This is a genomic window from uncultured Microbulbifer sp. (assembly GCF_947498635.1).
Classification (GTDB): Bacteria; Pseudomonadota; Gammaproteobacteria; order Pseudomonadales; family Cellvibrionaceae; genus Microbulbifer; species Microbulbifer echini.
The window spans coordinates 22,799-48,348 of record NZ_CANMKV010000024.1 but is presented as its reverse complement, the minus strand read 5'-3'; the positions used below and the strand labels follow the sequence as shown (position 1 = coordinate 48,348).

General features: G+C 56.2%; 23 protein-coding genes. 9 read left to right on the top strand and 14 right to left on the bottom strand.

The features are described from left to right. Positions 1-46: 46 nt before the first annotated feature. Both Q1A69_RS13335 and Q1A69_RS13330 read right to left on the bottom strand, forming a co-directional pair. The gene (locus Q1A69_RS13335; RefSeq protein ID WP_299586198.1) at positions 47-1,378 is read right to left on the bottom strand and encodes a peptidylprolyl isomerase; all 1,332 of its coding nucleotides are present in this window, start codon (positions 1,376-1,378) and stop codon (positions 47-49) included. 8 nt (positions 1,379-1,386) lie between these two features. After that, complete coding sequence (locus Q1A69_RS13330; RefSeq protein ID WP_299586153.1) at positions 1,387-3,999, bottom strand: LPS-assembly protein LptD; 2,613 nt, start codon at positions 3,997-3,999, stop codon at positions 1,387-1,389. Positions 4,000-4,266: 267 nt separating this feature from the next. On the opposite strand from Q1A69_RS13330, the gene Q1A69_RS13325 reads away from it, so the two are divergent. The 8 genes from Q1A69_RS13325 to trpC all read left to right on the top strand — a co-directional run bounded on the left by Q1A69_RS13325 (position 4,267) and on the right by trpC (position 11,798). Beyond that, positions 4,267-5,319 carry a phosphotransferase gene (locus tag Q1A69_RS13325; protein ID WP_299586151.1) on the top strand — a complete coding sequence of 351 codons (1,053 nt, stop codon included), beginning with the start codon at positions 4,267-4,269 and terminating at the stop codon, positions 5,317-5,319. 4 nt (positions 5,320-5,323) lie between these two features. Then, a complete protein-coding gene (locus tag Q1A69_RS13320; RefSeq protein ID WP_299586148.1) occupies positions 5,324-6,031 on the top strand; it encodes a nucleotidyltransferase family protein in 708 nt (235 codons plus the stop codon). 19 nt (positions 6,032-6,050) lie between these two features. After that, entirely contained in the window at positions 6,051-6,716 is a 666-nt protein-coding gene (rpe, locus tag Q1A69_RS13315) for a ribulose-phosphate 3-epimerase (RefSeq protein WP_299586145.1), read from the top strand. A gap of 229 nt (positions 6,717-6,945) precedes the next feature. Next, on the top strand, positions 6,946-8,457 hold the full coding sequence (gene trpE, locus Q1A69_RS13310) for an anthranilate synthase component I (RefSeq protein WP_299586143.1): 1,512 nt from the start codon (positions 6,946-6,948) through the stop codon (positions 8,455-8,457). Continuing rightward, positions 8,444-9,304: an ion transporter gene (locus tag Q1A69_RS13305; RefSeq protein WP_299586140.1), complete on the top strand. Its 861-nt coding sequence runs from the start codon at positions 8,444-8,446 to the stop codon at positions 9,302-9,304. The genes trpE and Q1A69_RS13305 overlap by 14 nt, the downstream gene beginning before the upstream one ends. Next, the gene (locus Q1A69_RS13300) at positions 9,304-9,882 is read left to right on the top strand and encodes an aminodeoxychorismate/anthranilate synthase component II (protein WP_299586136.1); all 579 of its coding nucleotides are present in this window, start codon (positions 9,304-9,306) and stop codon (positions 9,880-9,882) included. Before Q1A69_RS13305 ends, Q1A69_RS13300 begins: the two co-directional genes overlap by 1 nt. A 75-nt stretch (positions 9,883-9,957) precedes the next feature. Next, positions 9,958-11,007 (top strand): anthranilate phosphoribosyltransferase, encoded by a 1,050-nt coding sequence (gene trpD / locus Q1A69_RS13295; protein WP_299586133.1) that lies wholly within the window; start codon positions 9,958-9,960, stop codon positions 11,005-11,007. Continuing rightward, complete coding sequence (gene trpC, locus Q1A69_RS13290; protein WP_299586195.1) at positions 11,001-11,798, top strand: indole-3-glycerol phosphate synthase TrpC; 798 nt, start codon at positions 11,001-11,003, stop codon at positions 11,796-11,798. The genes trpD and trpC overlap by 7 nt, the downstream gene beginning before the upstream one ends. Positions 11,799-11,897: 99 nt before the next feature. Here trpC and crp read toward each other — a convergent pair whose 3' ends face one another. After that, positions 11,898-12,548, bottom strand: coding sequence for a cAMP-activated global transcriptional regulator CRP (crp, locus tag Q1A69_RS13285; protein ID WP_051089460.1), 651 nt, complete (start codon positions 12,546-12,548; stop codon positions 11,898-11,900). 290 nt (positions 12,549-12,838) lie between these two features. On the opposite strand from crp, the gene Q1A69_RS13280 reads away from it, so the two are divergent. After that, positions 12,839-13,246, top strand: a complete 408-nt coding sequence (locus Q1A69_RS13280; protein ID WP_299586131.1) for an OsmC family protein — start codon at positions 12,839-12,841, stop codon at positions 13,244-13,246. A gap of 122 nt (positions 13,247-13,368) precedes the next feature. Here the strand turns inward: Q1A69_RS13280 and coq7 are convergent, their stop codons facing one another. From coq7 to Q1A69_RS13225, 11 genes are all read right to left on the bottom strand, one after another. Beyond that, on the bottom strand, positions 13,369-14,013 hold the full coding sequence (coq7, locus tag Q1A69_RS13275; RefSeq protein WP_299586128.1) for a 2-polyprenyl-3-methyl-6-methoxy-1,4-benzoquinone monooxygenase: 645 nt from the start codon (positions 14,011-14,013) through the stop codon (positions 13,369-13,371). A gap of 58 nt (positions 14,014-14,071) precedes the next feature. Beyond that, positions 14,072-15,370 (bottom strand): phosphoribosylamine--glycine ligase, encoded by a 1,299-nt coding sequence (gene purD / locus Q1A69_RS13270; protein WP_299586125.1) that lies wholly within the window; start codon positions 15,368-15,370, stop codon positions 14,072-14,074. Positions 15,371-15,571: 201 nt separating this feature from the next. Then, positions 15,572-17,143 (bottom strand): bifunctional phosphoribosylaminoimidazolecarboxamide formyltransferase/IMP cyclohydrolase, encoded by a 1,572-nt coding sequence (gene purH, locus Q1A69_RS13265; protein ID WP_299586122.1) that lies wholly within the window; start codon positions 17,141-17,143, stop codon positions 15,572-15,574. Positions 17,144-17,286: 143 nt separating this feature from the next. Next, complete coding sequence (gene fis, locus Q1A69_RS13260; RefSeq protein WP_299586119.1) at positions 17,287-17,595, bottom strand: DNA-binding transcriptional regulator Fis; 309 nt, start codon at positions 17,593-17,595, stop codon at positions 17,287-17,289. Further along, positions 17,592-18,530, bottom strand: a complete 939-nt coding sequence (gene dusB, locus Q1A69_RS13255) for a tRNA dihydrouridine synthase DusB (protein WP_299586193.1) — start codon at positions 18,528-18,530, stop codon at positions 17,592-17,594. Before dusB ends, fis begins: the two co-directional genes overlap by 4 nt. Positions 18,531-18,778: 248 nt before the next feature. Next, the gene (locus Q1A69_RS13250) at positions 18,779-20,086 is read right to left on the bottom strand and encodes a DUF3426 domain-containing protein (RefSeq protein WP_299586116.1); all 1,308 of its coding nucleotides are present in this window, start codon (positions 20,084-20,086) and stop codon (positions 18,779-18,781) included. A gap of 75 nt (positions 20,087-20,161) precedes the next feature. Beyond that, complete coding sequence (prmA, locus tag Q1A69_RS13245; RefSeq protein ID WP_299586113.1) at positions 20,162-21,043, bottom strand: 50S ribosomal protein L11 methyltransferase; 882 nt, start codon at positions 21,041-21,043, stop codon at positions 20,162-20,164. 128 nt (positions 21,044-21,171) lie between these two features. Next, the gene (gene accC / locus Q1A69_RS13240) at positions 21,172-22,512 is read right to left on the bottom strand and encodes an acetyl-CoA carboxylase biotin carboxylase subunit (RefSeq protein WP_299586110.1); all 1,341 of its coding nucleotides are present in this window, start codon (positions 22,510-22,512) and stop codon (positions 21,172-21,174) included. A 15-nt stretch (positions 22,513-22,527) separates the two neighbouring features. Further along, positions 22,528-22,995: an acetyl-CoA carboxylase biotin carboxyl carrier protein gene (gene accB / locus Q1A69_RS13235; protein WP_299586107.1), complete on the bottom strand. Its 468-nt coding sequence runs from the start codon at positions 22,993-22,995 to the stop codon at positions 22,528-22,530. Positions 22,996-23,019: 24 nt separating this feature from the next. Then, positions 23,020-23,475, bottom strand: a complete 456-nt coding sequence (gene aroQ, locus Q1A69_RS13230; protein ID WP_299586104.1) for a type II 3-dehydroquinate dehydratase — start codon at positions 23,473-23,475, stop codon at positions 23,020-23,022. A gap of 257 nt (positions 23,476-23,732) precedes the next feature. Further along, complete coding sequence (locus Q1A69_RS13225) at positions 23,733-25,529, bottom strand: protein-disulfide reductase DsbD (protein WP_299586102.1); 1,797 nt, start codon at positions 25,527-25,529, stop codon at positions 23,733-23,735. Positions 25,530-25,550 lie beyond the last annotated feature (21 nt).

Below are 25,550 nucleotides of genomic sequence, written 5' to 3'. Positions count from 1 at the left end.
AAAACCGGGCACTTTGGCCCGGTTCCAGAGATCTTGAGAAGAGCTTTTATTGCGCTTCGTCTGCGCTGCCTTCTTTCTCTTCGGTCAGTTTAATTTCAACATAGGCCTGGTCGCGGATTTCCCGGCGCCAATTTTGCAGCTCTTCCTCATAGCGACGGTTACGCAAAAGGCTGGCAGCCTGGTTGCGGATATACTGATCCGTCATATCCTGTTTGCGGCGATCTTCTACCTTGAGAATATGCCAACCAAATTGACTGCGAAACGGCAGGCTGATTTCACCAATACTTGTGGTCTTCATGGCCTGGGTAAATTCCGGCACAAATTGGCCGGGCATGGACCAGCCCAGATCACCACCGGACAGCATTGAGCCGATATCTTCCGAGTTTTCCCGAGCCAGCTCAGAAAAATTATCACTGTCCATCGCCTCTTCACGCATCGCCACCAGCTTGTTGTACGCCTCGTCATCGGAGAGGATTGCTGAGGGTTTAAGGAGAATATGACGAACCTTAGTCTGTTCTACAAGCTGTTCACTAGCGCCTTTTTGTGCATGTATCTTTAGCAGGTGGAAACCGGCATCACTGCGGAAGGGTTCGCTTACATCGCCTACCTTGAGGCCGTTGAGTGCATCGGCAAATAAGGTGGGCAGTTCGACGGTTTTACGCCAGCCCAGGTCGCCGCCGGCGAGGGCATTCTGCCCGGCAGAGTTGGCGATCGCCAGGCGTCGGAAATCGGCGCCGCCGCGCACCTGTTGAGACAGGTCTTCGGCTTTCTCACGAGCTTGGGTAACTTCACTGGCTGGGGCGCTGGAGCTAATGGGGATTAGAATGTGGCCCAATTCATACTGGGGGGATTTCCAGAACTCCCCTTCTTTAGAGCGCAGGAAGTTATCGATGTCCTGATCGGTGATCTGGATACGGCGGTTGACACTGCCTTGTTCCACCCGGCGGATCATCAGCTCCTGGCGGATCTGTTGGCGGAAGCTCTTCACGGTCATGCCATCGGCGCGCAAGCGCTGACGAAACTCTTCCGGGCTGACGCTGGCGTTTTGTTGGACTCGGGCTATGGCCTGATCGAGTTCAGACTCAGAGATGGTAACGCCTGCGCGGGAAGCCATTTGCAACTGCAATCGTTCGATGATCAGTTGTTCGAGAACCTGGCGGCGCAATATATCAATCGGCGGAGCCTGAACTTGCTGGGCCTGAATTTGGCTGGCGATCGTGTTGATACGCTGGGCCAACTCACTGGCCATCACCACATCTTCATCGACCACTGCGACTACCCGGTCCAGGGTTTGTACCTGTGCTGTGACTGTACTGGCGATCAGAGCATAGGCGGCCAGAACGGATGACAGCCCCAATTTCGACATAAAATTCTGCATTATTTTCATCACGGTTTCAGCTTTTCTCTCTGATCAAAATTGGCGATTCCCTGGGTGAGCATTTGGGTGACGGTCGCACCAAACCCGGCTAGGCCTTTCAGTTGTACCTCGAGGAATATACCTTGGTCATACTCTAGGTCTTTAGCCGCTACCACCCCAGCCAAATCATTATCTAAGGTACGGCGCCATACCAGCCGCGCCCGATAGCAGCAATCGTCGTATTCGATACCTGCCAGGTATTCCAGTTCCCGATTCAAGGTGAAATCATAGGCTGCGCCAGCCATTATAGAGGTATGGATATTGAGGGGTAGTACGGCGGAGCTATTCAACTGTCGGACAGAGGAGTCATCGTCGTTGTTAATCTCATCGGGGAAAAGCGGATTGTCATTCCGCTCATAGTAATAGCTGAGGTTGAAGATACGGGCATCGTCATCAAAGTAGCGCAGGCTGAAGTTGCCGCGATTAACGCTGTGCTCCGTGTCATCGTAGACCAGCTCACTGCGGATGCGCAGGGATTGTATTGGGCGGCTCTCCAGTCGTGCGGCCAGCTCAGACCGAGGTGTTTCCTCGATTAGCTCTTCCAGCCCGATTTGAGTATCACTGGAATAAAAAACCTGCCCAATACTAGCGGAGAAAAGGTCGCGGCCACTAACGGGCTCGATAAAGCGGGTAGTCAACCCCAAAGCAATACGGTCTGCATCGTCTATCCGGTCATTACCGGTAAAGCGGCTGTTACGGAACAGCTGGTCGTAGCTGAAGGTAAACAGTGCGGTATCGTAAAGCAGGTTATTACTATCAGGGTCGATAAAGACTTCCTCTGTATCAGGGTAATTAATTTCTTCCCTACTGATATCGAAGAAATCTGCCTGTTTCGCATTACTACTCAGCAGACCGTAAAGCCGGGGCTCCAGGGTTTGGATGTATTCGTGGTTAAAGGCAAAGCTATCCCGCTCAAAGTAGAGGCCGGTATCCAGGGTGAGCTGGGCGGCGGCGGCGCTGGGTGTGTCGTTGGCACCTTCCGGCAGGAAGGTATCGCTAACCTGATAGCCCAGGTAGCGGCCAGCCAAGCCAGGCTTAAAATAGCCCCACAGCCATTCCTTGTCCCAAAAAAGTTCATAGTCCAGGCGCAGGCGATCTGCGGTTATAAAATCACTCGTCTTGGTGATGACGCTGTCCGGATCATTGGTATTTCGAATAAATTGTATCGTCTGGGTGTCCTGGTGCCGCCATACCGTGGCTTCATTTTGCAGGGCGAGTTGCCAGTCGCCCCAGCGGTAATTGCCGTCCACATCCAGGCGGGGCAGTTGGGCAAATTCATCGAAGAGGTCATTCTCTAACACTTGGTAGTCTTGGGCACGTAGAGTAACCCGCCAGTTTTCACTGGTCAGCCTACCTTGCGCCGTTTGGTTCACCTTGGTTTCCGCGTTGACCTGAAGGTTGGCCGTACTCAAATCCCGGAAATAATCCGGGTCACTGACCTTAGTGAAGTCGATATCCGTACGCCAGATACTGCCGCTGTAGCCGCCTTGCTGCTCGAGGTTAACCAGCCAGCGGTCCTCGCCCTTATAGGGCAGGACCAGATCCTGTGGGAAACCCCGATCAATGAGTTTCTGGGACAAGTCATCATTGCCCCCACGGTCATTGGGTAGATCGGCCACCCGCACTTCGGTATTGAATATGGGACTGAGATGCCGAAACTCTACTTCTAAGCCGGTGCCTCGATACTGGATATAGCGCGGCGTAATAGTTGCGTCCATCTGTGGCGCTATATTCCAGTAGTAAGGAACAGATAAGTCCCAGCCGTTTTTATCGCTATTACTCAGGGAGGGAAAGAGAAAGCCCGACATGCGCGCGTCGCCTACCGGAAAGCGAAAATAGGGGAAGTAGAGTACAGGCACATCGAGTATCTCCAGGCGCACATCGCGCGCGGTCCCCTGGCTTTCCACCTCGTCGATATTGATTTCGCCGCCGGTTAGACGCCAGAACTCCCGCCCCGGCTCACAGCGTGTATAGGTACCCTGGGTAAGCGTCAACTCACCACTGGTTTGGCGGGCGACTTGGGCTGCGTTGCCATGGATAAATGCATCGTGCACAACATAGGTGGCGTCTTCAACGGAGGCCGCTTCACTATCGGTTTGCACTTCGGCGGAGGCACCGCGGATCAACAAGTTGGGCTCGCGCAGTTCGATCGCGCCGCTCAGGTAAGCGGTATTGTTCTGGCGGTTGAGGTCCACCCGATCCGCAAACAACTGGCGATAGCCTTGGGTGATATGAACATTGCCGCTCAATTCCGCAGTGCCGTTTTCCAGTAAGCGGGACTGCTCAGCGGTGGCACGCAGCGGGGCGTCTTCAGGTGGAAGGTTTGCGTCCGGATAATTTCTGGGCGGCGCCACAAAGGCTCCAGAACAAATGGCAGGCATCCTGGCCCTTTCTTCTGGGGTTAATTCGGAGCGGGGTAACCAGTCCAAATACAAATAGGGGTTGTATTCCGGGTCGGCAACGCCCTGTTCGGCTAGAGCCCATAGGGGGTGTACGGCGATCAGGCCGAGCGCCAGAGAGTGGACTCGAGGGTTCTGAGCTATCGCCAGCGCGAGGCGACGCCACCGGGAGACTTCAAGCATCAATCGATAGGTTCCGGCTATTCTTGAGAGTTTCTTTATCGGCAGATGCGAGCGACAGCTATCCAGCCGGGGCGCGCAAAAAATTATCGCCCAATTCTACTTGAATGTAGAAGTGGTTAATAGCCGAACAGGTGGTACGGGTGTAAGTAGACGGATGTTAAAGTCGCTGTGCGTCGCCCAGGGCAGGGTTATAATGCGAACCGCTGAATGGGAAACTGTTTTAATAGAGAGCAAGCGACAGGCTGGCGAATGAATGAAGAATGTACTGTGAGTGAAGATCTCCGACAAGTGGCATTGGCCCGGTGGGTGGGGAGAGTACTTGATGACGAGTCCCCTGCAGCACTGGTCAACCTCGCCGGCGATGCGGGTTTTCGGCGGTATTTTCGTACCTCGGCTGAGCCTCGATTGATCGCTGTTGACTCCCCGCCTGAGCGCACCGATCCCGCCCGCTTTGTGGCTCTTGCTGACTACCTGCGACGCAATGGGGTTCACACGCCTATGGTAATTGCTGCCAATGCGACCGATGGCTATCTGTTGCTAGAGGATCTTGGGGATACTCAGTTGTTCAGTGTGCTGGGTAATGACAGCGTTGAAGGGCTCTATGCGGAGGTGATGAGCGAGCTTCTGAGTTTGCAGCAAATACCGAGGCAAGAGGACTTGTTGCCGACATACAGTCCCGAGCTGTTGCTTACCGAAATGCGTATTATGCCCGAATGGCTGGTGAGTAAATTGCTTGGCTATCGGCTTCAAGAGGCGGAAACCCGCATGCTGGAAGACACCTTCCAGCAGTTACTGGAGAGTGCTGCCAACCAGCCGCAGACTTTGGTACACAGGGATTATCACAGCCGAAACTTAATGATACGTGGCGGCGAACGCCCCGGAATTGTCGACTTTCAGGACGCTGTCTGGGGGCCGGTCACCTATGACCTGGTTTCACTGCTGCGGGATTGTTATATCCGCTGGCCGAGGGAGCGGGTGGAGCGCTGGGCGCTAGCTTATGCCGCCACTGCGGAAGCCGCCGGGGTGCTGGAACCTGTGGAGCCGGAGACGTTCTTAGCTTGGTTCGACTGGATGGGGCTGCAGCGCCATATTAAAGTTCTGGGTCTGTTTCCGCGCTTGGCATTGCGCGATGGTAAGCAGGGCTACCTGGGGGATTTGCCCTTGGTGATACGCTACATATTGGAAACGGCTGGGCGCTATGCAGAGCTGAAGCCATTTGCCCGCTGGTTCGAGAGCCAATTGCTCCCATTGATCGAACAGCAGCCTTGGTACAGCGACTACCGCTATGCCGGTGACCCGCCTAAAAATTGTATAGATTAATTGAATGACCGACCTCACCGAGACAGCCCCGACAACGGCCATGGTATTGGCCGCGGGCTTTGGGCGCCGAATGCGTCCACTGACCGACCAAGCTCCCAAACCTCTACTGGCCGTAGCGGGAAAACCGTTAATCGAACACGCTCTGGAGCGCCTGCAGGGCGTTGGGGTCAAGCGGGTGGTGATCAATCTGGGCTACCTGGGGCATATGATTCGGGACTACCTGGGTAGTGGCGATCGCTGGGGGCTCGATATCCATTACTCCGTTGAGCACGAAGACAGACCTCTCGAGACTGCCGGGGGAATTCTCAATGCGATGCCGCACCTAGGCGAGGCTCCTTTTCTGGTGGTCAATGGGGATGTCTGGTGCGATTTCGACCTCTCCCGCTGGGCGGCCCGCCCGTTGCCCGAGTATTGTCCTGGGCGCCTACTTATGGTGCCAAACCCTCCGCACAACCCGGAAGGGGACTTTGGTATTGAAAACGGGCTCTTGTCTGGAACCGCCAAGCCCCGCTTTACCTTTGCGGGTATCAGTTGGCTGCGCCCGCAAACCCTTGCTCATTACCCCAAGGTGCGTGAATGCTTCGGCCTTGGTGAAGTGTTCACCTTCCATGAAGACAAATTACAGGCAGAGTTATACCGGGGCGACTGGTGTGACGTGGGGACCCCCGAGCGCCTGGAAAGACTGCATCGCCGCCTAACCGCGGAAAATTGAGTTACTGAAGGAATCTAAGATGTCAGATTACAAGATTGCCCCCTCCATTCTCTCCGCCGACTTTGCGCGCCTTGGGGAAGAGGTGGACAATGTTTTGGCTGCCGGAGCCGATTGGGTGCACTTCGACGTGATGGACAACCACTATGTCCCCAACCTCACCATTGGCCCCATGGTGTGCCAGGCACTGCGCAAACACGGCGTTGAAGCGCCTATCGATGTGCACCTGATGGTGGAGCCGGTCGACGATATGATTCGTATGTTTGCCGATGCGGGCGCTACTTATATCACCTTTCACCCGGAGGCCTCGCGTCATCCAGACCGCTCCCTACAGCTGATCCGGAGCCTCGGTTGCAAGGCTGGCCTGGTCTTCAATCCGGCCACTGGACTGGATGCGGCGAAGTATGTGATGGATAAGCTGGATATGATTTTGCTGATGTCGGTCAATCCGGGCTTTGGTGGGCAGAAATTTATCCCAGGCACTTTGGAAAAGCTGCGCGAAACACGCCAGCTGATCGATGCTTCCGGTTACGATATTCGCCTGGAGATTGATGGCGGGGTGAACCGCGATAATATTGCGGAAATCGCCGCCGCAGGTGCGGATACCTTTGTGGCCGGCTCCGCTATTTTCAATGCTCCAGACTATTCTGAAGTGATTGGAGCAATGCGCCAGAGTCTCTCCCAATAAAAAACCTAGCGGGCAGCCCCTTGCCCGCTGTTTACGGGATTTGTAAACTTGTGCGCCTGCACTGAGGGAATTTCCGTGAACCACACTACCTCCACACTTAACAGCGGGCGATGGCGCCGCTGATTCACTGAGGCCAAATCGGTAGGCAATACCATTCGGCCACCTCTCCTGTGGGCGCCGCCTATACTCTGGCGCCAACTAGAAAAATACCCAATAGATCGGAGTCTCTATGACCCCAACCGAATACGCCCAACTTGTGTCTGCGGGCTATAACCGTATACCGCTGGTGCGCCGAGTACTGGCCGATATTGAAACACCTCTGTCCACTTACCTGAAGCTCGGCGAAGGCCGTTACAGCTATCTGCTCGAGTCTGTTCAGGGAGGGGAGAAATGGGGTCGCTACTCCATTATTGGACTGCCGGCGAGCACCCTGCTGCGGGTGCGTGGCAATGAGGTCACGGTGGAGCGGGCTGAAGAAATTATCGAGCGTCATACCGAACGGGACCCGTTGGCCTTTGTGGAAGCTTTCCAGCAGCGCTATCGAGTGCCGGAGCTTCCCGATTTACCGCGCTTCAATGGTGGCCTAGTCGGATATTTTGGTTATGACTGTGTGCGCTATATAGAACCGCGTCTGGCTGACAGCATGCCGCAGGACAATTTGGGGAATCCTGACATTCTCCTGATGGTCAGCGACGAGTTGGTGGTGTTTGATAACCTAGCGGGCGCGGTAATTTTTATTGTGCACGCGGACCCACAACAGCAGGATGCCTTCGCGCGGGCCCAGCGGCGCCTGGATCAGTTGGTCGAACGACTTGCGCAGCCACTGCCGGATACTGTTCCTCTGGACTTGGATGGTAACGGGATCGAGGAGAGTGCCTTTCACTCCCACTTCGGTGAAGATAATTTTAAAGCGGCGGTGGATCGGGTTAAGGACTATGTCCTCGCCGGAGATGTGATGCAGGTCGTGCCCTCCCAGCGCTTATCGGCGCCTTTTAATGCGCCCCCACTCAATTTCTATCGCGCCTTGCGTAGCCTGAACCCTTCGCCTTACATGTATTTTCTCGATCTGGGCGATCACCAGGTTGTGGGGTCAAGCCCGGAGATCCTGGTGCGCCTGGAAGAGGGTGAGATGACGGTGCGCCCACTGGCCGGCACCCGCCGCCGGGGTGCCTCTGAAGAGGAGGATAAGGCCCTGGAGGCGGAGCTTTTGGCGGACCCCAAGGAATGTGCCGAGCATCTGATGCTGATCGATTTGGGACGTAACGATGTGGGCCGCGTAGCCGCTACCGGCAGTGTGCGGGTCACCGAGCAGATGGTTGTGGAGCGCTATTCCCATGTCATGCATATCACCTCCAATGTGACCGGCCAGCTGCGGGAGGGATTCTCCGGTATGGATGCACTGCGTGCGGCGCTGCCGGCCGGCACTCTGTCTGGGGCACCAAAGATTCGCGCCATGGAGATTATCGATGAGCTGGAGCCTGAGAAGCGCGGTATCTATGGCGGTGCGGTGGGTTACCTGGCCTGGAATGGCAATATGGACACGGCTATCGCAATCCGCACCGCGGTGATCAAGGATGGTCAGCTGTTTATCCAGGCAGGCGCCGGCCTGGTGGCTGATTCCGACCCCCAGTCCGAGTGGGACGAAACCATGAATAAAGCCCGGGCACTGTTCCGCGCAGCGGGCATGGCCCTGGGCAGTCGTTGTAAAGAAGTAAAGACCGAACAAAATGAGCGAAGCTAGTATTTCTCAAAAAGTATCCCTCGCCACGCGCTGTCAGCAGATTGCCGAAACACCCCTGTTTAATCAGGTGATTATCGGCATGATTCTGCTGAATGCGCTGGCGGTGGGCCTGGAGACCTCAAACTGGGTGATGGAGCGCTTCGGCGCTCCATTGGGCGTTATAAATCAGCTGGTGCTGGCCTCTTTTATCCTTGAGGCGGCGGTAAAAATGGTCTCCCATGGCTCGCGGCCCTGGCGTTATTTTGCCAATGGCTGGAACTGCTTCGATTTCACCATTATTGCCCTGAGTTTGATACCCGCTACCGGGCCCCTGGCTACGCTCGCGCGTCTGGTGCGGGTGCTGCGGGTATTGCGCTTGGTTTCCGCCTTCCCCGAGTTGCGCACTCTGGTGGACACACTTTTGCGCAGTTTGCCCAGCATGATGCATATCGCCCTGTTGATGGGGATTATTTTTTATATCTATGGTGTGGCGGGTTACTTTCTCTTCCACGAAGTGGACCCAACCCACTGGCGCAGTTTGCCGATTGCCTTGTTGACCCTGTTCCGTATTGTGACCTTCGAAGATTGGACCGACATAATGTACACGGCCATGGACGCAATGCCCTGGGCTTGGCTGTATTTTATTAGCTTTGTGGTTATGGGCGCCTTTGTCATGATCAACCTGTTTATTGGGGTGGTGCTCAATAACCTGGAGGAGGCCAAGCTGCGCCGTATGGATGAGATGTGCCTACCGCCCAGCCAAACTGAAATCCTGCGCGAGCTGCGCTCTACTCAGACGGCCTTGGCGCGTCTGCAAAAACGTATGGAAAAAACCGGTAGTACCGATAAGGCTATGGGGGCCGAATAATGATTTTAATGATCGATAACTACGACTCCTTTACCTGGAATGTGGTGCAGTACCTGGAGGAGTTGGGTGCAGAGGTAGTAGTCAAGCGCAATGATGAGATTACCCTGGAGGAAATCGAACAGATGGCCCCAGCAAAAATTGTTATTTCGCCGGGGCCCTGTACGCCCAACGAGGCGGGGATTTCCCTGGAGGTGATCCGCCATTTTGCCGGGCGAACCCCAATCCTGGGTATCTGTCTTGGGCACCAGAGTATCGGACAGGTATTTGGCGGCCGCGTAGTGCGTGCCGGGCAGGTAATGCACGGCAAAACATCGCCTATAGTGCACAACAATCTCGGGGTGTTTCATGGTTTGTCCAACCCCTTTGAGGCGACTCGCTATCACTCCCTGGTGGTAGAAAAGGGCAGCCTGCCGGAGTGCCTGGAAGTTACCGCCTGGACGGAGACCGCCGAGGGCGAGATTGATGAAATTATGGGGCTGCGCCACCGTGAATTGGCAATAGAGGGGGTGCAGTTCCACCCTGAGTCCATTCTCACTATGCACGGTCACGATATGCTGAGGAATTTTCTCGAGTCCTGAATGTAAAGGGCAAAAAATGCGGAGGGTTTTTTTTCTTCCGTATCAATCAATAGAGCGCGGGGCAGAGGGGACACAATGAATATTCAACAGGCCATCGCCAAGCTGGTAGATGGGGAGCATCTAACCCGTGAGGAAATGCGTGAGACGGTGGGTCAAATCATGCGCGGCGAAACTCAGGAGGCGCAGATAGGGGCGCTACTGATCGCATTGCGTATTCGCGGTGAGACCGTCGAGGAGATTGTCGGTGCGGTGGAAACTATGCGCGCACTGGCCACCAAGGTGGAACTCAACCTGGACAATACCGTGGATATCGTTGGCACTGGTGGCGACGGTGCCAACCTGTTTAATGTGTCCAGCGCCAGTAGTTTTGTTGCGGCCGCAGCGGGGGCCAGGGTCGCCAAACACGGTAACCGATCGGTGTCCTCTAGCAGTGGCTCCGCCGACCTCCTTGAACGCGCCGGGGTTTATTTGGATCTGAGTCCCAAGCAAATGGCGCGCTGTGTGGAAACTATCGGCATCGGCTTTATGTTTGCTCCGAGTTTTCACAGTGCGGTTCGCCACGTGGGACCGGCGCGTAAAGCACTTGGGCTTCGCACTATTTTTAATCTGCTTGGTCCCATGACTAACCCCGCCGGGGTAAAACACAAAGTCATTGGCGTTTATGAGAAGCGCTACTGCCGCCTGTTGGCGGAGGTTTTGCAGCGTCTTGGCTCCGAACACGTGTTGGTTTTGCACAGTGATGATGGCCTCGATGAGGCTAGTATCGCCGCAGATACTTTCGCGGTGGAATTGAAAGATGGCGTTATCAGTGAATTTGTCCTGCGCCCCGAAGACTTTGGTCTGCAGAGGCGTGAGCTGGCTGGCCTGATTGTATCGGGAGCTGCAGAGTCTCTGTCACTCATCCGCGATGCGCTGGGTAAACGCGAGACCGAGGCCGGACAAAAAGCCGCCGATATCATTGCTTTGAACGCCGGCCTGGCAATTTATGTCAGCGGTACGGCAACCACGGCGGAGCAGGGTGTCGCGATGGCCCAGGACGCTATCGATAGCGGCTTGGCCGCGGAAAAAATTAATGACCTGGCAGCCTTTACCAGCGCCTTTCGCCCCGAGGAAGTGAAATCGTGAGCACACCGACCATTTTAAAAACTATTATCGAGCGCAAGTGGCAGGAAGTGGCGGAGCGCAAAGTCCAATGTAGCTTGGATGATATACGTCTGCGCGCACAGGACCAGCCCCCGGCTCGGGGGTTTGTTACAGCTCTGGAGCACAAAATTGCTGAGGGCGGGGCCGCGGTGATTGCCGAAATCAAAAAGGCCTCACCCAGTAAAGGGGTGATTCGCGAGGATTTCCTTCCCGCGGAAATTGCTACCAGCTATGAACGGGGTGGTGCGGCCTGTCTGTCAGTACTTACCGATATCGATTTTTTCCAAGGTGCCGACAATTATTTACAACAAGCGCGTAATGCGGTGCGCCTGCCGGTATTGCGCAAGGATTTTACCGTAGACCCCTACCAGATTTATGAAGCGCGGGCGATAGGCGCCGATTGCATTTTGCTGATTGCTGCTTGCTTGGAAGATCAGCAAATGCAGGAACTCAATACGCTGGCTTTGGAATTGGGGCTGGATGTTTTGGTGGAGGTGCACAATCGCGCGGAGCTAGAGCGAGCCCTAGTTTTACCCAACCGCCTGGTGGGTATTAATAATCGCAACCTGCACACCTTTGACGTCCAGCTAGAGAATACGTTTAAGCTGCTCGATTTGATACCTGACGATCGCATCGTTGTGACAGAAAGCGGCATCCACACGACCGATGATGTCGCGGCCATGCGCGGACACAGTGTTAATGCGTTCTTGGTTGGTGAGGCTTTTATGCGCGAAGAGGAGCCGGGACGTAAACTGATGGAAATGTTTAACTGAGTACAGGATGGCTTTGCCAAAAAAGCCGAGCAATAAAGTCTCAGCCACAAAAAAGGGCGATTTATTAATCGCCCTTTTTTGTGGCTTAAGGCGAGGCTTTTAGCGCGTGCCGTAGACCACCATGGTCTTGCCTTTGACGGATACCAGCCCCTGTTCTTCCAGTGTTTTCAGTACCCGTCCGACCATTTCGCGGGAGCAACCGACAATGCGGCCAATTTCCTGGCGTGTGATCTTGATTTGCATGCCTTCTGGGTGGGTCATTGCATCGGGCTCATTGCACAGGTCCAGCAGGGTGCGCGCCACGCGACCGGTAACGTCAAGGAAAGCTAGGTCGCCCACTTTACGGGTGGTGTTGCGCAGGCGTCCGGCCATTTGCGTAGCCAGAGCGAATAAGAACTCAGGGTGTTGGCGGGTGAGTTCCTGGAACTTGGTGTAAGAGATTTCCGCAACTTCACACTCGGTTTTGGTGCGCACCCAAGCACTGCGAGTATCCTGATCAAACAGGCCCATCTCACCGAAAAAGTCACCGTCGTTCAGGTAGGCGACGATCATCTCGCGGCCTTCGTCATCCTCAATCAGGACGGTGACCGAGCCGCGCATGATGAAATAGAGGGATTCACAGCGGTCGCCGGCATAGATAATGGTGCTCTTGGCCGGATAGCGACGCCGGTGGCAGTGGGCCAGAAAGTCTTCAATATTGCCGATAGTCATGGGGTCTTCGATAGCAACCGTCACGGATTTATTCCTCATTTTTTGTATCGTGCTCTATCCCGGCTTTGGCAGCTGAGCACTATTGAATTATCGCGCGAAAAATCAGTCCCCAACAGAGGTAGGTTGCGGCAAAGTTCCGCAGTGTGACCTGTGACACTCTGGCGCCGGTGCGATTGGACTGTAAATTCACCAATGAAGCATGGAAACTTCTGCGGTGGGTATTTCGCGCGGAGGTGCTGTGGTTACTATACCGGAAATATTCTGCGTATCGGGATAATCTTGTGCTGTGTGCTAAGCTTCGCGACTTGAGTTTTAGCGGGAGCATGGCAATGCAGGGCAAGGTAACCTGGGTCAATGATTTGACTTTCGTCGGCGAGGCCGGCAGTGGTAATTCGGTAGTAATGGAGGGGGGGCGCACTAACAATGGCATGCGTCCGATGGAGATGATTCTTCTCGGTGTAGGTGGCTGTGCGGCTTACGATGTGGTTTCCATTTTACAGAAGGCGCGTCAGGATATTATTTCCTGTCACTGCGAATTGAACGGGATTCGCCCAGATACCACACCTTCTCCATTCGAGCGTATCGAGATGGAATTTGTCGTGCGTGGTCGCGGTTTAAAAGAGTCCCATGTGGCACGTGCGGTAGAGCTTTCCGCGGAGAAATACTGCTCCGCTTCTATTATGTTGCGCAACGCGGGAGTGGAAATTGTGCACAGTTATCGTGTGGAAGAGGCCTGAGTCAGGACTTACAAGAATAATAAAAAGGCCCGTTAAAAAGCTTTCAATTTTTAACGGGCCAATAGTGTTTTCTGAGGTCGGTTATGTTTTGCCGGGCTTTCGCCGGGGCTCGATAGTTGGGTTTAAACTTTATAGCTGGCAGAGGTCATTACCTTGGCAACTAAGGACATGGCGCCCTTCACTGGGGCGGGGAAACGTTTTCCACCCGCCGCCAGCGCGGCATGCGCGTGTTCACTCTCATCGATTAACATCTGTTCTACCACTGCGCGGCTCTTTTTATCCTGCTGCGGTAGCTTTTGCAGGTGGCTCTCCAGATGTTCGCACACCCGTTCCTCCGTCGCGGCGACAAACCCCAGGCTGATACGATCGCTGACTTTGCCGGCGGCGGCGCCGAGGCCAAACGACAGGCCGTACCAGAGTGGGTTGAGCAGGCTCGGACGACTGTCTAATTCTTTGAGGCGTTGCTCACACCAGGCCAGGTGATCAATCTCCTCATCGGCGGCGCGCTCCATCTCCCCGCGCACCTCGGGCAGTTTTGCCGTGAGCGCCTGGCCCTGGTAAAGGGCTTGTGCGCATACCTCACCGCTGTGATTGACGCGCATTAAGCCGGCGGCGTGCTTGCGCTCAGCATCGCTGAGTTCGGCTTCCGTTTCACCTTTTGCCGGTGAGGTACGTCTATGGCAGGGTTCGCCCGGACTCAGGGTGCGCAGGGCCCGATCGGCCTGAATCAGTAGGCCGTCGAGTCCACTCAGATTGCGTTCACTCATTGCGTGTTGCTCCCTCTGGGTGGCGGTTGCCCGAAGCGACCGCCATGTTTGCCTGATACTACTTGACGCTGTCGGCTTGTTCTCTTTCGACTGCGCGATAGCCAATATCTTTCCGGTAAAAAACGCCGTCCCAGTAGATGGCGCGGGCGGCTTCGTAGGCGTTGGCCTGGGCCTCGGCAACGCTGTCGCCCAGAGCGGTGGCGCAGAGTACACGGCCGCCGTTGGTAACCACCCGCTCGCCGTCTTCGGCGGTACCGGCGTGAAAGACCTTGGCATTTTCACTGTCGGCCTTCTCGAGTCCACTGATCGCATCGCCCTTGCGGTAGCTGGCCGGGTAGCCGTGTGCCGCCAGTACGACACCGAGAGATGGGCGCGGGTCCCATTCTGCGTTTACGCTGTCGAGTTTCTTGTCGAGCGCGGCCAGACACAGGTCAACCAGATCTGATTTCAAGCGCATTAAAATAGGCTGGGTTTCCGGATCGCCAAAGCGGCAATTGTATTCGATTACCCGCGGAGCACCCTCCGGGTCGATCATCAGGCCGGCATAGAGGAACCCGGTATAAGGAGTACCTTCGGCGGCGAGACCTTTTACGGTGGGTTCGATAACTTCCTGCATAATGCGCTGGTATACGCTATCGGTAACCACTGGTGCGGGGGAATAGGCACCCATGCCGCCGGTATTGGGACCGGTGTCGCCGTCGCCGACACGCTTGTGATCCTGGCTGGTGGCCATCGGCAAGATATTCTCCCCATCCACCAAGACAATAAAGCTCGCTTCCTCACCCTGCAGGAACTCCTCAATCACGACGCGACAGCCGGCTTCGCCAAAAGCGTTGCCAGACAGCATATCGCGTACTGCTAGCTCAGCCTGCTCTTCAGTTTCGGCGACGATGACGCCCTTGCCGGCGGCGAGGCCGTCCGCTTTCACTACGATGGGAGCGCCGCGTTCGCGAATATATTCGATGGCCGGTTCAATTTCGGTGAAATTGCGATAGGCGGCGGTGGGAATTTTGTGGCGCTCGAGAAAATCTTTGGTAAAGGCCTTGGAGCCCTCGAGTTGAGCGGCACCTTTACTGGGACCAAAAATAGCGAGGCTGCGGCCGTTAAAGAAGTCCACAATACCATCAACCAGCGGGGCTTCTGGGCCGACGATAGTGAGTTCCACGCCATTTTCTTCAGCGAAGTCCGCCAATGCGGAGAAGTTATCCACGCCGATGGCCACATTCTCTACTTTGTCTTCCCGGGCACTACCGGCATTGCCCGGTGCCACAAAGACGGTGCCAACCGCCGGATTTTGCGCGGCTTTCCACGCCAGGGCATGTTCGCGGCCACCTGAGCCGATGATTAAAACATTCATTCTTAAATCCCCCTAAGTCGACCACTTGGGTCCATTGGACAGGTATCAGGTGCGCTAGTTTAGCGCGGAATCACTACAGGTGGCGTAGCCCGCCTGCAATGAGCGCCTCGTTGGGGTGGGCGCTTGATTGGAGCCAGTGTAAAGGCCGTTATCATTAGGCTACCGCGGATCGCAGCGTGCGATCCGCGGTGCTGGCCATTTTTAGTGGCGGAAGTGACGCATGCCGGTAAAGACCATGGCCATATTATGCTCGTCGGCTGCGGCAATAACTTCTTCGTCACGCATGGAGCCGCCTGGTTGAATCACCGCCTGGATACCCACTGCGGCCGCGTTGTCGATGCCGTCGCGGAAGGGGAAGAAGGCGTCGGAGGCCATCACGGAACCCTCCACAGCGAGGCCGGCGTGCTCGGCTTTGATTGCGGCGATACGTGCGGAGTTAACACGGCTCATCTGCCCGGCGCCCACACCGATGGTGCGACCGTCTTTGCCGTACACGATGGCATTGGATTTTACGAACTTGGCCACTTTCCAGGTGAACAGCAGATCGCGGATTTCCGCTGCGGTAGGCTGGCGCCTGGAGACCACTTTCAAGTCGGTGGCGGTGACGATACCGTCGTCGCGATCCTGCACCAGCAGGCCACCGTTGACACGCTTGTAATCCAGGGTTGGGGTGCGCTCGCTACCCCATTGGCCGCAGACCAGCAGGCGCACATTTTTCTTCTCGGCAACGACCTGCTTGGCGTCCTCGGAGACAGAGGGCGCGATGATTACTTCGACGAATTGGCGCTCGACAATGGCGCGGGCGGTGGCGCTGTCCAGTTCGCGGTTAAAGGCGATAATACCGCCGAACGCGGATTCGCTGTCGGTAGCGAAGGCCAGATCGTAGGCTTTGCCGATATCCTCGCCGGTGGCGACGCCACAGGGGTTGGCGTGTTTGACAATCACGCAGGTGGGCTCATCGAAGGCTTTGACACACTCCAGTGCCGCATCGGTATCGGCGATATTGTTATAGGACAACTCTTTGCCCTGCAGCTGGGTTGCTGTAGAGATGCTGGCTTCCGTCGGGTTGGCCTCCGTGTAGAACGCCGATTTCTGGTGGGGGTTCTCGCCGTAGCGCAGGTCCAGCTTCTTGATGAACTGACTGTTGTAAGTGCGCGGGAACAGCTGTTTCTCTTCGCCTTTGATGGTGCCCAGGTAGTTGGCGATAGCGCCGTCGTAGCTGGCGGTATGTTCGAAAGCTTTTACGGCAAGGTCGAAACGGCTGGTGTGGCTGAGCGCACCGGCATTGGCTTTCATTTCATCGATAACGCTGTCGTAATCGTTGGCATTGACCACGATGGCGACGTCTTTGTGGTTTTTGGCCGCGGCGCGCACCATGGTGGGACCACCGATATCGATATTCTCGATGGCGTCCTCGAGAGAGCAGTCCGGCTTGGCAACAGTTTGTGCGAAGGGGTAGAGGTTGACCACAACCATATCGATCGGAGTGATGCCGTGTTCGCCCATCACCGTATCGTCGGTGCCGCGGCGACCGAGAATACCGCCGTGTACTTTGGGGTGCAGAGTCTTGACGCGACCGTCCATCATTTCTGGGAAACCGGTGTAGTCGGAAACTTCCACGACGGGAATGCCTGCCTCTTTGAGCTGACGATGGGTGCCGCCTGTGGAAAGAATCTCAACACCCATGGCGGAGAGCTGTTGGGCGAACTCTACGATGCCACTCTTGTCAGAGACACTAATGAGAGCGCGGCGGATGGAAACCTTGTCTGTCATTGCACTTGATCCAACTGGTTTTCGAAAAGGATTTTTAAAGGTTGTAGCGGACTGTCCGCTGGGGCAACAAAAGTGCTGCCGGGAAAATAGCGAAGGGGGATGAGTCACCTCATCCCCCTTCAAAATTCTGCTCGGTGGGAAGCTTACAGAAGCCCGTAGCGCTTCAGCTTCTTGCGCAGAGTGCCGCGGTTGAGACCCAGCAATTGCGCGGCGCGTGTCTGGTTGTGACGGGTGTACTTCATCACTACTTCGAGCATGGGCGCTTCAATTTCTGACAGCACCATGTCGTAGACATCGGTAACCATCTGGCCATCCAGGTGGCGGAAATAGTTCTCCATTGCGTGCTCTACGGCATCGCGCAGGGACTGCTGCTGTGGCTGTGCCAGCTGCGTTTGCCCCTTGGAGGATACTTCTTCGCTGCCAGTATCCGGAATCAATACTTCGTTATTCATGCCGCTTGTGCCCCTCTCGTTATTCGGCGTTCAAACCACTCGTGAACGCTGGCATGTTGTACTTCTGCGCTCTCTATCTGGAAAAAGGTCTTGCGGAAGGACTCGCTGTTCGCGAGTGTCTTCAAGTACCAGCCCACATGTTTACGGGCGATACGGACCCCCATCACCTCACCGTAGAATTGGTGCAATTCATTCAGGTGGGTGATCAGTATTTTTCTCACTTCGTCCAATGTTGGTTCGGATAGCCGCTCGCCGGTGGCGAGATAGTGAGCTATTTCCCGAAAAATCCATGGTCTTCCCTGTGCGGCGCGGCCAATCATAACCGCCGCCGCGCCTGTGTAATCAAGCACCTGGCGGGCTCTCTCGGCACTGCCAATGTCGCCATTGGCAAAAACCGGGATGCTTACCCTGGATACAATTTCGGCAATGGTATCGAATTCAGCCTGTCCATGGTAGCCGCAGGCACGAGTGCGGCCGTGAACCGCCAGAGCGGCGATACCGGCATTCTCGGCCATTTGGGCTATAGTGACGCCATTGCGGGAATCCGCACACCAGCCGGTACGAATCTTCAGCGTCACCGGGACAGAGACAGACTGGACCACGGCCTGCAATATATCCGCAACCAGCTTTTCATCCCGCAGCAGGGCGGACCCCGCTGCTTTTTTACACACTTTTTTTGCCGGGCAGCCCATATTGATATCGATGATTTGAGCGCCGCGACGGACGTTTTCCCGAGCGGCCTGGGCCATCATCTCGGGATCGCCGCCGGCGATCTGCACCGATATCGGAGCGGCCTCACCACTGTGGTCCAGGCGCAGGCGTGACTTGCGGCTGTTCCACAGGCGGGTGTCCGAGGTTACCATCTCCGAAACCACCAGCCCGGCACCGAGTTGGCGACACAGCTGGCGGAAGGGGCGATCGGTGACTCCGGCCATAGGCGCCAAGATTACCGGGTTGTCGATAATGTAGGGGCCTATAGCAATAGACACGCTAGCTCCGTTTGGGCTTTGGAAGGGCGATCTGGGCCCTGGCAAAATGGCCGCCTATGATAACGATTGGCCCAGCGTTGGCAAAGCGAAAAAGCGGGCAAATTGATCGATCCCTGTGCGTTTAGCTTGCGGAGTGGTCAGTTTCAGTGGCTTTTCATGCCAATGGGTAAAAGGCTATGGCGCGCATGACTCTTCTATGGAGTGATCTTCATCTCGTAATTCACCGCTTCAGTGCCCGGATCAACCACCTCGATAGCAATATGGATGGGGCTACCCTTGGGCATCAACTTGCGCCCGGCCAGCTCGCCCTGTAAGTACTCCCTGGGGGTGAAGCGGCGGCTGGCCACCGCTTTATTTTTCAGGTCGCTGAAATTCAGTAACAGGTTGGGGAAGGGTTGCGGGTAGGGAGCTGTATTCAATAACACCGCGTCCACCACCAGGGCGCCATCCAATTGTGGGTGGCTGCGTACCATCAGGTTAGAGGCCTGGATGGCGCTGGGGTCTTTGAGCTGGGGCAGGGTGCAGCTGAAAATCGGGCAGGCTACTGCGTAGAGGCTGCGCCATGGCTGCTGCTTGCTGAGTCGATCAAACTGGAAGTAGGCCACTTGTGCGAACAGCGCGAGGCTTAGCAGGGGCAGTAATAGCCACCACAGCCAGGGGCTAAAGGATCTTTTCGGCGTTGTCCTACCCCAGGATACCTCTAAAGGTGCCGGCTGGATGGCGGAGATAAGCTGTTCTCGCACTGGCTTGGGCTCGCGCTCAGGCTTCGCCTGGGGTTGGCGATCGGCGTCGCCTGGAGAGTCAAAAAAAGGTTCTTGGCGCCCATTACTGGGGACGGTTAAAGGTTCAGGGCTGTCTAGTGGGGAGGGGCTGGAAGCCGCTGCGGTAGCGTCAGGCTCTGACTCTGGTACGCTTTCTGTAGCCTGCGCCCCGAGGGGCTGTTCCCAGGGATCTTTGTCATCCGGGTGACTGTCTGCGGGAGCCGTCAGTTTGGCGTCACTCGTCTCTATTGCGCCGCTGTCGAAATCGGGGGCATCGTTCCAATCTGGCTTGAGGACCGAGGCAAGATCTTCTTCGGATTCCTCCGCACTATCGGTTTCTTCCTGCAGCTCCTGCCACTCACTATCGCCAAATGCATCACCGATAAAACTTTCTGGGCTGGCTTCCGCTGTTGTGTACGTGCTGGATTGCGCCGCTTCTCCAGAGATTTGGGCGTCGGAAAGCAGTTGTTGCGCAGGGAAGGGGGGCTGAGCTTTCCCCTCTGCGGGCTCGTCATCCTCCAGTTCGATATCGTCGTGGATCAGGAAATCGTCGTCCTCCAGCAGCGCCTCCAGGTCACTGCGAGTGCCGGGGTCGCTGTCATTGAAGACGATATTCTCATCCGCGCGAAAAACCTGCAGGCAGGAGCCACAGCGCACCGCACCGCGGGCGGCGCGCAGCTGTTGGTCATTGACATGAAATGAGGTGCTGCAATGAGGGCAGCGGGTTACCAGTTGAGACATTCGACTATGGCGCAGTTTATTTTGCGCTCAAGTTTATCAGTCCACCCGGTCCCCGCGTAGTGGTGGGTAGCGTATTTAGCAAATACGGGTGCCGCTTAAACGCACCCAGCCCTCGTGTTCTCCATTTTCATCGAAGTCGATATTCTCCGCATAGGCACTTTTTACCTGTTCTGCTTGGGAGGTGAGGATACCGGATAGACAGATCCGCCCACCGATTTTGGTGAGGGCAATCAGTTGTGAAGAGAGCTCCACTAGGGGGCCGGCAAGGATGTTGGCCAACATCACATCCGCGTGCTCTTGCGGCATTTGCTCGGGTAGATAGACGGGAAAGCGTTGCGGATCTATGCCGTTGCGCACTGCGTTGTCGCGACTGGCAAGCAGGGCCTGAGGATCAATATCTGTGCCTATGGCATGTTCCGCACCGAGCAGTAGGGCGCCGATACCGAGAATGCCGGAGCCACAGCCAAAGTCGATGGCGCTTTTCCCTCGCAGAGCTTCTCGCGCCAACCAGCGCAGACAAAGGAAGGTGGTGGGGTGGGTACCAGTGCCGAAAGCGAGGCCGGGGTCGAGCAACAGGTTGACGGCTTCGGGATGCGGCGGCTCACACCAGCTGGGGCAGATCCACAGATTGTCACCGCACTGGATGGGTTTGTAGTGGTCCATCCACTCGCGCTCCCAGTCTTTGTCTTCAAGCTGCTCCCAGCGGGTATTGGGGAGTAGTTCGCACAGAAATGAGGCGGCTTTGGCCTCGGTTACTGAAGTATCGACCTCGGCATCGAATAGGCCGGTTACTCGTGTCTGGTCCCACAGGGGGGTCTCGCCGAGGCCGGGCTCAAGAATGGGTTGGTCTGCGTTATCCTGCAGGGTAACGGATACGGCACCGGCAAAAAGCAGTGCGTCTTCGATTTTTTCCGCTTGTGCACGATCTGTGTCGATGCGAAGTTGTAACCAGGGCATAGGAATTCCACGGTGAGTAACAGCTGTGGGGCTGAACGCCCCTTCCTGTGATGATTGTCGCCATCCCTGGCGCTCGGATTCATCGTAACCGTGCAATTCTCTCCAACTTTGCCCCGGCTGGCGAGGGACTAAATCCTCAGCTTCTTCTCTAAGTAGTGAATATTGACCCCACCTTTGGCAAAGGCTTCGTCCCGAACGAGTTCTTCTTGCAGGGGAATATTGGTTTTGATGCCATCCACAACCAGCTCTGAAAGGGCTACGCGCATGCGCGCAAGAGCAGTTTCGCGGTCCTCGGCATGCGTGATGACCTTGGCAATCATCGAGTCGTAGTTGGGGGGGACCGTATAGCCCGAGTAGAGATGTGAATCGACACGCACACCCAGGCCGCCGGGCATGTGGAAGTTGTTCACTTTGCCGGGGCAGGGGAAGAAGGTCTGTGGGTCTTCCGCATTGATACGGCACTCAAAGGCGTGCCCTCTAATCACGATATCTTCCTGTGTGAGGGAGAGCTTCTCGCCCGCACAGACTCGAATCTGCTCTTTAATCAGATCCACGCCCGTGACCATCTCGGTGACGGGGTGCTCCACCTGGATACGGGTATTCATCTCGATAAAATAGAAGCGTTCATCTTCGTAGAGGAACTCAAAAGTGCCGGCGCCGCGGTAGCCAATATCAATACAGGCCTGCACGCAGGACTCCAGTACCTGTTTGCGCACTTCGGCGGGGATACCGGGGGCAGGCGCTTCCTCGAGCACTTTTTGATGGCGGCGCTGCAGGGAGCAGTCGCGGTCCCCCAGGTGAATGGCGTTGCCCTGGCCGTCGGACATCACCTGGATCTCCACATGGCGGGGGTTCTGCAGGAATTTTTCCATATACACAGTGCCGTCACCGAAGGCGGCCTGAGCCTCGGATTTGGTCACGGCGATGGCGTTAATCAGGTCTTCAGCGCGCTCAACTACACGCATACCGCGACCGCCGCCGCCAGCGGCGGCCTTGATAATCACTGGGTAGCCGACCTTTTCGCCAACCTCCAGGCATCGCTCGCTATTGTCCGGCAGGGGGCCGTCAGAGCCCGGCACTGTGGGGACGCCGGCCTTTTTCATTGCGGCGATGGCGGATACCTTGTCACCCATCAGGCGGATGACATCCGGGTCAGGGCCGATAAATGTGAAGCCACTTTTCTGGACTTGCTCGGCGAAGTCGGCATTTTCCGCGAGGAAACCGTAGCCGGGGTGCACAGCTACCGCATCGGTAATCTCCATAGCAGAGATCAGGGCGGGTATATTCAGGTAACTTTGCGAAGAGGGATTGGGCCCGATACAGACCGATTCATCGGCCAGGCGTACATGCTTCAGGTTGCGGTCTACGAGAGAGTGCACCGCGACGGTGGCGATACCCATCTCTTTACAGGCGCGCAAAATCCGCAAGGCGATTTCGCCGCGGTTGGCGATCAGGATTTTGTCGAACATAGTGACTTACCCCACTCAGACAATGGTCACAAGCGGCTGATCGAACTCTACCGGTTGGCCGTCTTCGAGCAGGATGGACTCAATGGTGCCGCTTTTGTCGGCTTCAATTTGGTTCATCATTTTCATGGCCTCAACGATACACACCACATCGCCCACTTTGACTTGTTGGCCCACCTTAACAAAGGGCTCAGCGCCAGGGCTGGCAGCGGCGTAGTAGGTGCCGACCATGGGAGATTTTACCGCGTGGCCACTGATAGCCGGCTTGGCTTCTTTCTCGACTGCTGTCGGGGCTGCAGTCTGGATCGGGGGTGTCGGGACGGGTGCCGGGGCTACAGGAGCGCCGTAAAACGGGGCAATTGGTTGGGGGGCGCTGCTAACACCACGGCTGATGCGCACGGATTCCTCGCCCTCTTTGATTTCCAGCTCGCCGATATCCGATTCCTCGAGCAGCTCAATTAATTTTTTAATTTTGCGGATATCCATAGTTCTTTCACTCGCAGGTTTGATTCATTGGTTGTGAGGCGCCAGATCCAGTTGGTGTATGGCTGCCTGTAGGGCCAGGGTGTAGCTGTGTGGGCCGAAGCCACATACCACGCCGCGGGCTAAGTCGGATAAATAGGAGTGGTGCCTGAATGTCTCCCTTGCGTGGGGATTGGACAGGTGCAGTTCGATAAACGGTATGGAAACGGCGGCCAGGGCATCCCGCAGGGCTACGCTGGTATGGGTAAATGCCGCAGGGTTGATCACAATAAAATCCACCCCGCCGGTAGCGGCCAGGTGGATTTTCTCGATCAGGGCTGACTCGCTGTTACTCTGCATAGTCTCCAACTCGTGCCCGGCATTGTCGCACTGGTGCCCTGCGGCCTCGTTAATTTCCGCAAGCGTAGCGGCACCATAAATATGCGGCTCGCGACTACCGAGTAGATTGAGGTTGGGGCCGTGCAGGAGAAGAATTTTAGCCATAATTTGCCCTGAGAAAATTGCCGAAAAACCATAAAATACGGTCTAAAGTTGGCTATCTTGCGGGCAAACTCGAATTTTGGCTTTTTTGCCCGAGTGCTTTAGGCGAGTGTGCCGCAAAAGTGACTCCCTGTCCATGCCTGCTGCTCAGTTTATCGAAGTTAGAGGCAGTTCGGCGATAATTGCCTAAAAATTAGTGCAATATATCCATATTGTGGCTTTTTTACCCGAGCAATTGGCTACAAAGGCGGGAGTTTCCTTTAGGGAACAGAGGAGGTGCTGAGCCCACTCCCGGCGGCACTCTCAAGTTCCATCAGTAACGCCTCGCGGGAGAGTATCTGCGGCAGAATTTTGGCTTCGCCACCATTGGCGGGGTAGAGCAGGTACAGAGGAACGCTGGTACGGCCGTACTTCGCCAACAGTTTGCTGATGTGTGGGTCCTGATTGGTCCAGTCCCCTTTGAGCGCCACTACGCCAAGCTGCTCGATGGCATCGCTCACCGCATCGCTCGATAGCACCACCTTCTCGTTGGCCAGACAGGTTATACACCAGGCCGCAGTCATATTAGCGAGTACTGGGCGCCCCTCGCTGCGGGCAGTTTCTAGGCGTTCGGCAGAGTAGGGTTGCCAGTAGTCGCTGGCCTGTTGCGGCGCCTGGTGGATGGTGTCGAGACGCGGCAAGAGCATAACCGCAAAGGCCAGGGCTGCAACGGCCACTGAGCCTCGCAACCACTGCCATTGAGGGCTGGGCCATAGCCACAGGGCGAAGGCGATAGCCACCGCACCGCTGAGCACCAGGGTGACGCCGTCGCCACCAGCTTGGCGTCCCAATACCCACAGCAGCCAGACTGCGGTCAGGTACATCGGGAAGGCGAGTAACTGTTTGAGCCTGTCCATCCAGGGCCCCGGGCGCGGCAACTTATCGACCAGTGCGGGGATATAGGTGAGCAAAAGGAAGGGGGCGGCCATACCTGCGCCGAGAGCGGCGAATACGCTGAGAGCTACAGGCGCAGACTGTGTTACCGCGAAGCCCAGGGCTGAGCCCATCAGGGGCGCGGTGCAGGGGCTGGCTACCAGGGTGGCGAGGGCGCCGGAAGTGAGTGAGCCGCGCAGCCCCCGGCTATTGCTCAGGTTGCCGCCAATTCCCATCAGGCTGCTGCCGAACTCGGTGACCCCGGACAGACTCAGGCCCATGATGAAGAACAGGTAGGCCAGGGCGGCTACCAGCCATGGCGACTGCAGCTGGAAGCCCCAGCCAATTGCCTCACCGCCTGCGCGCAGAGCCAGCATCACAGCGGCGATGGTGACAAAGCTCAATACTACACCGGCAGTGTAGGCCCAGCCGTGGTGGTGGCGCTGGCTGGCACTATGTGCCGACTGGCTCACTGCCAACAGTTTGATGGAGAGCACTGGGAACACGCAGGGCATCAAGTTGAGTAGCAGGCCGCCAACAAAGGCGAAGAGCAGGGCGAAAGGCAGGCTGATACTGCTGCCATTGGCCTGAGGAGTATTTGGGGAGGTGTTGCCAGTGTCCGGTGTTGAGCTGGATAAGCCGCCCGCGATGGCCTCAATACTGCTTGAGTTCATGTTGACGCGATAGTGGCGGACCTCTGGCGGATAGCAGAGCCCTGCATCGGCACAGCCTTGGTAGTGCAGTTCCAACTGTAGGTTACTGGGGCTGCCGGCGACGGGGATTGTGAACTCCAGCTGACCTCGATAAACCTCGGTCTCTTTTTCAAAGTAATCGTCCCAGATGACTTCACCGCTAGGCAAACTCAGGGGAACAGCGGTCTTTTGCCCATTTTCAATTCGGTAGAGCGCGAGTTTGTCACGATAGAGGTAGTATTTTGGGGCTATTTCAAACAGGGCGCTGAGTTGCTTGCCGCTCAGCAGCAGGTCCTGTCGGTAGGCCTCTTCCACCGGGAGGAAAGAGTTTTCCTGGGGGGCGTCGAGAGTCGTAAAAGGGTTGCTATTCACCTGTGCGAATGCATTGATACCGGAAAGGCATAGCAAGATTGCCAGCAGGGCGAGGAAATTATTTCTGAAACTTTTGGTCATCACAGCCATAGATGAAAAAAT

Bases quoted from the DNA above. Each gene is read 5' to 3' on its own strand.
- Q1A69_RS13335 (WP_299586198.1), bottom strand. From the start codon at position 1,378: ATGCAGAATTTTATGTCGAAATTGGGGCTGTCATCCGTTCTGGCCGCC.
- Q1A69_RS13330 (WP_299586153.1), bottom strand. From the start codon at position 3,999: ATGCTTGAAGTCTCCCGGTGGCGTCGCCTCGCGCTGGCGATAGCTCAG.
- Q1A69_RS13320 (WP_299586148.1), top strand. From the start codon at position 5,324: ATGACCGACCTCACCGAGACAGCCCCGACAACGGCCATGGTATTGGCC.
- rpe (WP_299586145.1), top strand. From the start codon at position 6,051: ATGTCAGATTACAAGATTGCCCCCTCCATTCTCTCCGCCGACTTTGCG.
- trpE (WP_299586143.1), top strand. From the start codon at position 6,946: ATGACCCCAACCGAATACGCCCAACTTGTGTCTGCGGGCTATAACCGT.
- Q1A69_RS13305 (WP_299586140.1), top strand. From the start codon at position 8,444: ATGAGCGAAGCTAGTATTTCTCAAAAAGTATCCCTCGCCACGCGCTGT.
- Q1A69_RS13300 (WP_299586136.1), top strand. From the start codon at position 9,304: ATGATTTTAATGATCGATAACTACGACTCCTTTACCTGGAATGTGGTG.
- trpD (WP_299586133.1), top strand. From the start codon at position 9,958: ATGAATATTCAACAGGCCATCGCCAAGCTGGTAGATGGGGAGCATCTA.
- crp (WP_051089460.1), bottom strand. From the start codon at position 12,548: ATGAGGAATAAATCCGTGACGGTTGCTATCGAAGACCCCATGACTATC.
- Q1A69_RS13280 (WP_299586131.1), top strand. From the start codon at position 12,839: ATGCAGGGCAAGGTAACCTGGGTCAATGATTTGACTTTCGTCGGCGAG.
- coq7 (WP_299586128.1), bottom strand. From the start codon at position 14,013: ATGAGTGAACGCAATCTGAGTGGACTCGACGGCCTACTGATTCAGGCC.
- purD (WP_299586125.1), bottom strand. From the start codon at position 15,370: ATGAATGTTTTAATCATCGGCTCAGGTGGCCGCGAACATGCCCTGGCG.
- purH (WP_299586122.1), bottom strand. From the start codon at position 17,143: ATGACAGACAAGGTTTCCATCCGCCGCGCTCTCATTAGTGTCTCTGAC.
- fis (WP_299586119.1), bottom strand. From the start codon at position 17,595: ATGAATAACGAAGTATTGATTCCGGATACTGGCAGCGAAGAAGTATCC.
- dusB (WP_299586193.1), bottom strand. From the start codon at position 18,530: ATGGCCGGAGTCACCGATCGCCCCTTCCGCCAGCTGTGTCGCCAACTC.
- Q1A69_RS13250 (WP_299586116.1), bottom strand. From the start codon at position 20,086: ATGTCTCAACTGGTAACCCGCTGCCCTCATTGCAGCACCTCATTTCAT.
- prmA (WP_299586113.1), bottom strand. From the start codon at position 21,043: ATGCCCTGGTTACAACTTCGCATCGACACAGATCGTGCACAAGCGGAA.
- accC (WP_299586110.1), bottom strand. From the start codon at position 22,512: ATGTTCGACAAAATCCTGATCGCCAACCGCGGCGAAATCGCCTTGCGG.
- accB (WP_299586107.1), bottom strand. From the start codon at position 22,995: ATGGATATCCGCAAAATTAAAAAATTAATTGAGCTGCTCGAGGAATCG.
- aroQ (WP_299586104.1), bottom strand. From the start codon at position 23,475: ATGGCTAAAATTCTTCTCCTGCACGGCCCCAACCTCAATCTACTCGGT.
- Q1A69_RS13225 (WP_299586102.1), bottom strand. From the start codon at position 25,529: ATGACCAAAAGTTTCAGAAATAATTTCCTCGCCCTGCTGGCAATCTTG.